Genomic DNA, 10597 nt, shown 5'->3' with positions numbered 1-10597 from the left:
CTCATTCTGATTTACTTGCATGTACTAAACAAAAATACAATTTTTCGGATAATTATTAATTAAAAAATTAAAATTATGAATGCAATTGAATTCTCACAGCAAAAAGAGTTGAAGGAAGTAATTACAGGCCACATTAAAACATCTGCTATTTATTGTTTTGGCAGGAATGCAACAGCTTATAGTTCGAGCAGGAAAATTTATTCTGATAAAGAACTGCAAAAAGAACATAGTCATTTATACCTCTTAGTTTTTGTACAGGAGACCAAAGAAAATGCGGGCAGTGATATAAGTGATAAGATAAAAACAAAGACTCAGGGTTCTTTGACCGCTACTGTTCTTATACACCACGTACAGAGTCTTAAAGGCCTCTGCCAAGACCAGCAGTTTTTCTTTTGGCAGATCATGCAGAACGCAGAGCTGTTATTTCAAGATATTAACAAGCCTCCTTATTTAAATATTAGCGAAACTCCAAAAAGAAATTTAAAATCCACATCGCATTATATAGCATGGAGGAAGAATAATATTGCTACAATCTGGGGCTGGGTGTATAATGATGATGATGCTTCTAGTTCGGATGAAGTAAAAATGTCCGCCCTTCATCAAATAGTGGAGCAAATCTGTTTGTCTTTGATCCGTGTCTATATAGGCTACACTCCTAATCATTTTGCATTAGAGTATTTATTTAATCTCTGCGAATACTTTACTACCATAACTACAGACTTTTTCCCCCGACAAACCCGTGAAGACAAATCCATATTTAAACTTCTTAAGCAACAGCCCAACACGTTGCGTTTTAGCAAGGCTAACGATGTTGATTATTTATATTATCAGGTAGTGGAAGAAAGATGTAAAAATTTTAAAAATCAAGCGGAAATTTTGATTCAAAATGAAATCAATCGACAAAATGAAGTTGAAAATGAACCCGAGAAAATTGATAATGAACCTGTATAAATTATGAAAAAGAATAGAATATCCTTTGAATCTGTTTTTTGGGCAGGTCATGAGATTAAAAGTTCTTCTCAAGTGCTGGAGGCTTTTTTTGACTTTGCCCATCTTGATTGCTATAAAGAGATACTGTGCGAAGCATTTTTATATGTCCATAAAACAAAAGTGTATAAAAAAGATTATCCCGGACAGGTCATTGTTTTCTATACTGCTCTGCGCTCTTTTCTTAAAGTCTGTTTTCTTTTGCAGTACAAAAACAAAAAATGGAGAGTAAAAAACGCATCTGACTGTAAGTCAAAACTTCATTTGGCATCCTTGACAATGGAAGAGTATGAGAATCCTTTCCTTGTATTTAAAAAAGCATTTGCCGAGAAAACCATTGATGAATTCGAATTCTTCCTATTTGAAGTTATACACCTGTCACTGTCTCGATGCACCGAAGAATTTGATTATGACTTGATCACACCCTACATCTATTTAATCAAAATGCTGGATGCAAGTCAGCTTATGCGTGAAAGAGGGATTGAAAAGATCAAAAATAATGTACAGTCTTAAAGATGACATCTCCAGTAACGGAATATAATATCTGCACATTCTCAACTGTAAAAACTATAATTTTTTTAATATGAAAAAAAATAAAAACTTCAGTAATGAAAAAGTACTTATAAAATCGGTAGAACAGGCAAAGACAGTACTGCATATGCTCCTGCAGAATTCAAAAAAGAATCTCGAAAGCGGGATTTCAGAACTTCTTGATAAATTGAAAAATCCCAAGCTCGATTTATTACTTGACAGATATCCTGACCTTTTGCAGGAATACGATTTGGAAGAATTACTTTCAGGTGATCTTGAAATCGTTGATGCGGAGACACAGGATGTAAAGACAGCAGGACTGCTGTCGTGCCTGCAATTACTGATACATTTTTGTTATGAACTAAAAGAAAATCCAAATCCAAATGATAAACGTTTTGGGAGTCTTAGGTATATTTTAAAATCGATTACCTGCTCCCAGTTTGTACATGAACTGCTATATGTTGTTATATCGCTGGTTGGAACAGACTACTACCAAAAGTTTCAGCAGAGAATTCAAAACTTAAATTTTGATTCAGAAAGCGCAATAGAACTGGAAAGCGATCCTGAACTGAATGAGCATATTGATCTGATGACATGGTTTGCGTTAGTGAGGCTATTTTTAGAATCGGTTTATACTTATTTCAACAGTTCAGATAAAAACTTCAAAAACACAACATGATGAAAACTTCAAACAGTCCGCTAGATAAATTATTAATCGATTTAAAATAAAGATTATGGAAAAAGATAAAATCAAATTAAACGAGTTCATAGAGAACCCAGAGCATTATTTTGTACTGCTAAAACCAGCATTAGAAACAAGAAATGATATACACATTATTGAAATAAATGTGGAAGGATATAGAGACCTGTTTTGTATGATAATGGATTTACTTAAAACAGCAAAATTTGCTTTGGACGGTATTGAAGTGAGTATTGAGAGTAGTATAAATACCGAAAGATATGTTGGAAGCCTTTTGAGAATAATAGAAATGCTGATTCCATTGGAAGAGGCAGAATTACTGGATATGCTTTATCTTAAGCATTTGAATGAAAAAAATAAGGGTGATTTCAATTAACCTGTTTCCATTTGTAATTATAATAAAACGCCGACTCTGGAGGCGTTTTCCAGCCCCCGGCAGGGCAAGTTGTTTTGAGATGCTGAATTCATTTCAAGCATCTCAAAACACAACTTGCTGTTTTCTTTCGAAAACATTATTGCCGATGGTTTTAATTGAAAGGGCTTGAGGCCCTTTTTTTGATATAGCTAAACTGGAACGTAAATTAATTCAATAAATTAATTTAAAAAGCGTTCGATTTCAAATCTGTGACCAGTATTATCATCGACGTATAAGGATTATGATTGTTTACCACACTCAAGTTTGGAAATCAAACTTACCTAATTATGTATTTACGTATTTATGTATTTACGCTTGTCAACCCATAAGCATAAGACTATGTACCCATGCACTACTTTACAAAAGTAAATATGTAAGCATAGTTGTTGATAGCTACAGATTGGAATATATACATATGCTTTTAAAACTGTATTTATAACCATACGCTTTTACATATAAATATGAATGTGGACATGAGTAAATATTTAAGCTTTCAAATATTGCTGTATGTACATGTGTAAAGCCATAAATATAATTCAAAAGAAAACAGAAAAACCGGAAAAAAGAAAAAGAAAGCAATTTCACAGGGCTGGCATTAAACTTAGCAAAAGGAAACGGAATAAGTCCCGCAAGGGTGGCTTGTGAGGAACGAGCAAGACATTATGCCGTAGTCTTTTGCTAAGTTTAATGCCTGGCCTAACTTCGTTTTCTTTTTATTTATTTGTTCGTAAGAATGGCTTATAGTCTAAAAACTAGATCCAGTGGTAGGGTTTATCCTTACGGTTAAGATAGCAGTACATCTCTTCCTTTTTAAGTTCAGGAAACAATTCTAAAGCCTTGTCAATGGCATAATTAGGAAGAAAATAAATTTCGTCACGAATCGCTTTTACCACCTTTTCAAGGCCATAGAAACGAACAATTTCGTCGATTTCTTCCTGTCCTCCACGCTCTACGATACGGGCAATAATAGTTTTATAGGCTCTCTCAAAGTCCATAGCATCTATGTCGAAATCCCAAAAAAATACTGGGTTTAGATTTGGGGTTGCCTTATTTTTTTTAACTCGTGCCATGTAGTAAATATACGATTTTTTAACTTCTTATTCAAACGCTTAGCGTCTAAATCCACGTCCTTTATTGGGTGGAGGATTTTGATTTTTTGATTCAGAAAATGAAATGGAAGGATTGAAAACCGCTTTTTTCAGTCGCTGGGTCATTTTGTTCCAATTGGTTTCTTCTCCTTTGATGAGTTAACTTTTTCAATTTAATTAATTATTTCCCAAGCAGCTTGACAAAAGCCCATAATAAAAAAGTTGTTTGATGGGCTTCATATTATGATGTGGCAAGTTGATGTTTTGTTTAAGAGTATACAGCTGGCGTTTCATCATGTAGACATTGGCCTATCATGCTGTGTTTGTAAGGTCTTTGGGATTTAAACACTTTCGATCAGATCAGAATGCCTTTCAGCCAAGAAATTGTTATTGATCGCAAATCACTTACTTCATTTTAAAATGGAATGAAATGTATTTTTTTCCTTTGTTTGTACATGAATTACTTTGCAAACTCAACCAAATACAATAGATGTTTAAAAATTAATTTTTTATGTGATTTTAAGATTAAAGAGAATGATCCAATTATAAATAGTGCTTTTTGATAGTGCGATAATGAATGTTAGTATTACTTAGTTTTGATATTCATTTAAAAAAAATCAGATTTTACTGAAATCCATAATTCACATATGTTTTTTTTATGTAGTATTGTACGTTGTTCGCCATAAGTAATTCCATTCAACTAATCTGTAACTCTAGCCTTAAATCCATAACAAAACATTTAACAAGTGATTTATATGTTGTGAAATATATTTTAATGTGGCAAAAAAAACTGGTAACGAATCTTTTTTTGCAGTTATAATTTAATAATATCTATTTAAAATTATATTTAAGAATCCAGTATATATACGTTGTATGGAATTGTAAAATTTGCTTTATTGTTTCGGTTTTTGATATGGCTTTGTAGTCTTTTACATGTTATTAAAACAGAGTTTTTAAAATTGCCAGAACCGCCAAAGATTAAAAATAAAAACTAAACTAATCAAAAAGTTATTAGATATGATATTAAAAAAATATAAAGTAGAAAATTTCAGGTCAATTCTTGATAGTGGATGGATTGATTGTGATGATGTAACAACATTAGTAGGAATTAATGAAGCAGGAAAGTCTAATTTACTTTTGGGATTGTGGAAATTAAACCCTGCGAGAGAGGGAAGTATTGATATCTTGCACGATATGCCAGTTTCTAAATTAAGTACCTACCGAAAAACTCCACAGGACATACGATTCATTACTGCAGAGTTTGAATTAGATGATCAGATTATAGACCATATTGAGTCTAAAATTGAATGTAATTTACAAGGAGATAAATCTGTTATTGTGACACGTTATTTCGATGGACATTATACATTCGATTTTCCAAGTGGTAAACCGATATCAACGAAGATAGAAAAAGTTAAAATAGAAATTACTGAAGGTGAAGAACCAGAAGAAGGAAAGGATGGAGAAGAGCTTAAAGAAGAGGAATCTACTATTATCCCATATAAAGATACAGATTTAAGTCAAGCTGTTCTTGATTTATTGCCGTCTTTCGTTTATTATTCAAATTATGGAAATTTATCTTCCAAAATTTATCTTCCTAATGTAATTAAATGGCTTAATGGTCAAAGCATAAGCGGTATTGAAATAAATGAAGAACAAGTTCGCACATTGAGAGTACTTTTTGATTTTGTCAAATTAGACCCGCAAGAAATCTTAGAATTAGGAAGAGACCCCAAAGAAATGGCCATTCAACGTAATGGAGGGAATACAAACATACAACCAACCAGCGATGAAATTAAAGAAGCAGAAAATGATAAAGAGGAACGTAGCATTCTTCTACAGTCAGCATCTGGAGATTTAACTAAAAAATTTAAAGAATGGTGGAAACAGGGAGAATATAAATTTAGATTTGAAGCGGATGGCGATTATTTCCGAATTTGGGTTTCAGATAGCATTAGGACAGATGAAGTAGCGCTAGAACTTAGAAGTACAGGATTGCAATGGTTTATTAGTTTTTATTTGATTTTTCTAGTTGAGAGTCAAGAAAACCACAAAGATGCGATTTTATTACTTGACGAGGCGGGACTTACTTTACACCCTTTAGCACAAAAGGATCTTGCTCTTTTCTTTAACAATTTATCCCAGGAAAATCAAATTATTAACACAACTCATTCGCCGTTTATTGTTGATACTTCTAATATTGACAGATGTCGAGTAGTTTACATGGACAAAGATGGATATACAGTTGCATCAAGTAATTTAAGACAAGGTAGTGATGCCCTGAATGAAAAATCCATTTATGCTGTTCACGCTGCTTTAGGATTAAGTGTTTCAGATGTTCTTCTACAAGGTTGTCAGGGTGTTGTGGTCGAGGGGCCTTCAGACCAATTTTACCTTAATGCTATTAAAGGATTTCTAATTCGAGAAGCGCTTGTAACTCCAGAACAAGAAATGGTCTTTATACCTTCTGGAGGTGTAAAAGGTGTACCTGGTGTTGTCAGTATGATTTCAAGTAAAGCAAATGACTTGCCACATATAATATTAGATTCTGATAAAAGCGGGGAAGATGCAAAAAAGAGATTGTTGGATGGACTTTATAAGGGATTCGAAACTAAAATACTTGATGTAAAAGTTTATACAGGAATTGAGCAGTCTGAAATAGAAGATCTGATACCGTATCAATTAATTAAAAAAGCTATTGACAAACTTTTCAGTTCTTTAGATGAAGTAGATTTTGAAGATAGTTACACACCGTCAAGTCCAATAGTTGGTCAAATTGAACAATTTGCAATTGCTAATGGAGTTACCTTAGAAAAAGGATGGAAAGTGGGAGTGGCTATGGCTGCTAAAACTCAATTAAAAAATAAAAAAGCAGATGCTATACCACACGAATATGTTGAAAGGTGGATTCAGCTTTTTAGTGCGCTTTTATCTACTTGATGATATCTCAATAAAGCGTTATACTATTGTACATGAAGAAGTTACGTAGATTTAATTCTAAAATGAGATTACCTATGAATTTGGATACTAGTACCGAGAAATATATTTGTTATGATTGTGTCGGCGAAAATTATCTAAAACACATAATTAAAAACAATGGTTTAGAAATGAAATGTTCTTATTGTGGAAATGATGAGTTTGAATGTTTTTCATTAATAGATTTTGCTGATAAAATAGAAACTGCATTTGAACAGCATTACATTCAGTCACCAGAAAATCCACCAGAAAACTGGTCTTTTTATCAGTTAAAAAATTCTGGTTGGGAAAATAATGGAACGCCGGTAATTGATGCAATTATGGATGCCGCGGAAATTGAAGAAGAAATTGCGGCAGATGTCCAAGAAATATTAGCGGATCGGCATTATGATCATTCTGCAGCAGAAATGGGTGAAAATAGTGAGTTTGAAAGCGGTTCATCTTACGAAATTAGAGATCATGACGATTTTGAATGGCAGATGCAGTGGGAAAATTTTGAGCATACTCTTAAGACTAGCACGCGCTTTTTTAATAAAAATCATGAGAATCTTCTAAAATCAATTTTTGAAGACATTGAATCTTTGCATACTCATAAAAGAAAACCAGTGGTACGTAAAATTGGCCCTAAAAATCAATTGAAACATCTCTTTAGGGCTAGGGCATTTCAATGTGATAACAGACTTAAAATCGCGCTGGAGTTTCCCGACAAAGAAATTGGCCCGCCACCTTCTGAATATGCCACGGCAGGTAGAATGAACTCAAGAGGTATTTCAGTTTTTTACGGATCGGTCAATCCTGAAACCGCATTGGCAGAAATTCGACCTCCAGTAGGTTGTAAGGTGGTAGTAGCACGTTTTGGAATTAAGAGAACTTTACAGGTCCTCGATTTAAGCGCTCTCAAGCTAACAAATATAGAGGGAAGTTATTTTGATGAAAGCTATGCTCGTCGTATAACGAACATTATGTTTCTAAAAAAATTAAGTCAGCGATTGACTAAACCGGTAATGCCAGATGACGAACATGCTGAATATTTAGCTACACAAGTTGTTGCAGAATTTTTAGCATCAGAGTTTAGAATTGATGGGATAATATTTCCTTCGGCTCAATCCGATGGAGGGCTTAATGTTACTTTATTTCATTCTGCTTCCAAAGTTATTTCGCCTGAAGTTATCAAGGGTTCATCTATTGAAGTAAGCCTAATGGATTGGGAAGATGAGGAATTAGTGCACGATTATAAAGTGTGGGTGCGAATGCCACTAAAGCAAGATGCTGATAAAGCTTCCCAACATTTTCCTTTGGATTTGCCCGGAGAAGAATGGGAAAGAAACAATGCTGATCTTAGAGAAGGGACATTGTCAATTGATTTGGATTCAATTAGAGTTTCGCACATTAAGTCTGTGAAAATTAAAAGTGTAGTATACGATGTTAATCGCACAGAGTATAAGATTTCTTCTGATGAAGTGGAAGATAACTAAAATAATATCAAAAAGATTTGAAGTAGACATCAATAGAATGTCAAATGTTTAAATCATCTAAAAATGATTCTAATTATATGTTTATTGATTGTTGGATGATATTTTATTGCTAACATAAATTAAATATTACATTAAAAGATTATATGTATATAGCAGAACTAAAATTATGGAATTTTCGAAAATATGGTGCAGGTTCTAATGACTTTGACATAGAAACACCTGATCTCTGCGTTCCCTTTGAGAAAGGGATGAACATTCTTATAGGCGAAAATGATTCTGGTAAGTCTGCAATTGTAGATGCGTTAAAACTGGTGCTGAAAACACACGCTTACGAATGGATTAAAGTTGAACAATCGGATTTTGCGAGAAATTCTGAAAAATTGCGTATTGAACTACATTTTAGTGGTATTACTAATGATGAGGCAAAGCATTTTATTGAATGGTTGGGGTGGTATGAGGAAAATGATGAGAAGAGACCTAAGCTTATTTTGATTTATCAGGCCGAATTGCGGGAGGGTAAAATTATCCCGACAGATGTAAAAGCAGGCATGGACGGGACAGGCTATATTTTAAATGCAGAAGCAAGAGAGTATTTAAAAACAACATACCTAAAAGCTCTTCGTGACGCGGACAGCGAGCTGATGGCAAAGAAAAATTCCAGACTTTCCCAGATTTTGCAAGAGCATAAGCTTTTCAAAAAAGTCAAGGGAAAAAAACATACATTAGAAGAAATCTTTGATGATGCGAATGGTCTTATTAAAAACTATTTTAATAACGAAGAAGTAAATGAAGATAAAAAAAGCAATAAAGAACAGATTGTTAAACCAATCAATAAGTTTCTGGAAGATTTTATTGATGAAAGGCATTTTTCCAAATTTGATATAACAGCTGCAGAAATAAAAAATATCCTTGAAAAAATATCTCTTGGTATTGAAGAGCACACTAACTTGGGATTAGGCACAATGAACCGCCTTTTTATGGCTGCAGAACTGCTGCATTTGAAAAAAGAAAATTATGATGGATTGAAGTTGTGCATGATCGAAGAATTGGAAGCACATTTGCATCCGCAGGCTCAGATGAAAATAATACAGGCACTTGATAGAGAAGCTCAAACTGATATCCAGTTTATTCTCACTACACACAGTCCTAATATCGCTTCCAAAGTAGATTTAAAGTCTTTGATTATCTGTAAAAATGACAATGTTTTTCCTCTAGGGGAAAAATATACCTTCTTAGGAGCGGAAATTAAAGAAGGTAAATACGATAACAGTTATGAGTATTTAAAGAGATTTTTAGATGTTACTAAATCTAATTTATTTTTTGCACGAGGAGTAATTCTGGTCGAAGGGTGGTCAGAAGAAATTCTGATACCCGAAATTGCAACCAAACTGAATTTTGATTTAAGTAAAAACGAAGTTTCCATAGTAAATGTGGGATCTACGGCCTGTCTTCATTTTGCTAAGATTTTTTTGAGAACAGATGATAAAGAGTTAAATGTACCTGTCTCTATTATCAGTGATTTAGATACGAGAGAATATGAGAGAGAACCGCAAATTGATGCAAATGGAAAACAAATTAAAAAAGGAAAAGTTAAACAGTATGATATCATTAAGCAGAAGATTGATGAGTACGACAAAATTAGGATAAAAAGAATAACAGCTGTATTGGATAAAAAAAGTGATTTCGTAAGACCGTTTATTTCTAAGTTATGGACTTTTGAATGGTGCTTATTAAAGTCTGATCAATTGGGAGCAGCGTTTAAAGAAGTACTAAAAAATGTTCATACAGATACTTTTAAAGCCTGTGGCATTGAACAGGAATGGGAAATTGGATTGGCAAAGCTGCTGTTAAGCAAAAGTCTACAGAAGACCCAGCTGGCTTTTGAGCTAAGTGAAAAGATTAAAGAAATGGAATCAATCAGTTTTCAGAAAACTGACTCGTTTTTTTATATCATTGAAGCAATTAAACACGCCTGTAAAAATGGAAATTGAAAAGTATATTAATCAAGCTGAACAGATTTTTATTAACGGGAGTTTTGATCCAGAAAGAAGAGATTTTATTAAAAATCTTAAAACCTGTGATTTATTAGCAGTTCCTGGAAGCGGAAAAACAACAGCACTAATTGCAAAGTTGTACTGTATTGCTCAAAATATGCCTTTTGATGACGGTTCTGGTATTTTAGTTTTGGCACATACCAATACAGCAGTTGAAGAAATAGAAAAAAAACTAAAAAAGCATTGTTCTCAGCTCTTTCAATACCCAAACTTTGTGGGAACAATTCAAGCTTTTATAAATAAATATGTGGCAAATCAAGCTTGCTTTGAACAGTACGGCAGCTATATAAAGAAAAATGAAGATGAACTTTCAAATGAAAAAATTGCAAGAGAAATATATTACAATAAATCAAGTAAGATTTATGGAATTC

The 10597-nt window shown here is 33.3% G+C and carries 9 protein-coding genes; 8 read left to right on the top strand and 1 reads right to left on the bottom strand.

Annotated elements, in window-relative coordinates; genetic code table 11:
* Positions 1 to 75: 75 nt before the first annotated feature.
* The 4 genes from FPG59_RS09890 (at position 76) to FPG59_RS09875 (ending at position 2594) form a co-directional block, all read left to right on the top strand.
* Entirely contained in the window at positions 76 to 951 is an 876-nt protein-coding gene (locus tag FPG59_RS09890; protein WP_086454443.1) for a hypothetical protein, read from the top strand.
* A gap of 3 nt (positions 952 to 954) precedes the next feature.
* Entirely contained in the window at positions 955 to 1500 is a 546-nt protein-coding gene (locus FPG59_RS09885) for a hypothetical protein (RefSeq protein WP_086454442.1), read from the top strand.
* Positions 1501 to 1570: 70 nt separating this feature from the next.
* Positions 1571 to 2197: a hypothetical protein gene (locus tag FPG59_RS09880; RefSeq protein ID WP_086454441.1), complete on the top strand. Its 627-nt coding sequence runs from the start codon at positions 1571 to 1573 to the stop codon at positions 2195 to 2197.
* A 55-nt stretch (positions 2198 to 2252) separates the two neighbouring features.
* Positions 2253 to 2594 (top strand): hypothetical protein, encoded by a 342-nt coding sequence (locus FPG59_RS09875; RefSeq protein ID WP_086454440.1) that lies wholly within the window; start codon positions 2253 to 2255, stop codon positions 2592 to 2594.
* A gap of 791 nt (positions 2595 to 3385) precedes the next feature.
* Here FPG59_RS09875 and FPG59_RS09870 read toward each other — a convergent pair.
* Entirely contained in the window at positions 3386 to 3703 is a 318-nt protein-coding gene (locus tag FPG59_RS09870) for a hypothetical protein (RefSeq protein ID WP_086454439.1), read from the bottom strand.
* A gap of 1035 nt (positions 3704 to 4738) precedes the next feature.
* Here FPG59_RS09870 and FPG59_RS09865 point away from each other — a divergent pair.
* From FPG59_RS09865 to FPG59_RS09850, 4 genes are all read left to right on the top strand, one after another.
* The gene (locus FPG59_RS09865; protein ID WP_086454438.1) at positions 4739 to 6661 is read left to right on the top strand and encodes an AAA family ATPase; all 1923 of its coding nucleotides are present in this window, start codon (positions 4739 to 4741) and stop codon (positions 6659 to 6661) included.
* A 32-nt stretch (positions 6662 to 6693) separates the two neighbouring features.
* Positions 6694 to 8172 (top strand): RES domain-containing protein, encoded by a 1479-nt coding sequence (locus FPG59_RS09860; RefSeq protein ID WP_086454437.1) that lies wholly within the window; start codon positions 6694 to 6696, stop codon positions 8170 to 8172.
* Positions 8173 to 8315: 143 nt separating this feature from the next.
* Entirely contained in the window at positions 8316 to 10163 is a 1848-nt protein-coding gene (locus tag FPG59_RS09855) for an ATP-dependent endonuclease (protein WP_086454436.1), read from the top strand.
* Positions 10153 to 10597 (top strand): UvrD-helicase domain-containing protein (locus tag FPG59_RS09850; RefSeq protein ID WP_176330731.1); only part of this gene is annotated, 445 nt, incomplete at its 3' end. The genes FPG59_RS09855 and FPG59_RS09850, both read left to right, overlap by 11 nt.

This window comes from Flavobacterium sp. FPG59, from assembly GCF_002150205.1.
GTDB lineage: Bacteria > Bacteroidota > Bacteroidia > Flavobacteriales > Flavobacteriaceae > Flavobacterium.
Note: the sequence above shows the minus strand (reverse complement) of the source record. Positions and strands in the feature narration are given on the sequence as shown.

Bases quoted from the DNA above. Each gene is read 5' to 3' on its own strand.
- FPG59_RS09890 (WP_086454443.1), top strand. From the start codon at position 76: ATGAATGCAATTGAATTCTCACAGCAAAAAGAGTTGAAGGAAGTAATT.
- FPG59_RS09885 (WP_086454442.1), top strand. From the start codon at position 955: ATGAAAAAGAATAGAATATCCTTTGAATCTGTTTTTTGGGCAGGTCAT.
- FPG59_RS09880 (WP_086454441.1), top strand. From the start codon at position 1,571: ATGAAAAAAAATAAAAACTTCAGTAATGAAAAAGTACTTATAAAATCG.
- FPG59_RS09875 (WP_086454440.1), top strand. From the start codon at position 2,253: ATGGAAAAAGATAAAATCAAATTAAACGAGTTCATAGAGAACCCAGAG.
- FPG59_RS09870 (WP_086454439.1), bottom strand. From the start codon at position 3,703: ATGGCACGAGTTAAAAAAAATAAGGCAACCCCAAATCTAAACCCAGTA.
- FPG59_RS09865 (WP_086454438.1), top strand. From the start codon at position 4,739: ATGATATTAAAAAAATATAAAGTAGAAAATTTCAGGTCAATTCTTGAT.
- FPG59_RS09860 (WP_086454437.1), top strand. From the start codon at position 6,694: ATGAAGAAGTTACGTAGATTTAATTCTAAAATGAGATTACCTATGAAT.
- FPG59_RS09855 (WP_086454436.1), top strand. From the start codon at position 8,316: ATGTATATAGCAGAACTAAAATTATGGAATTTTCGAAAATATGGTGCA.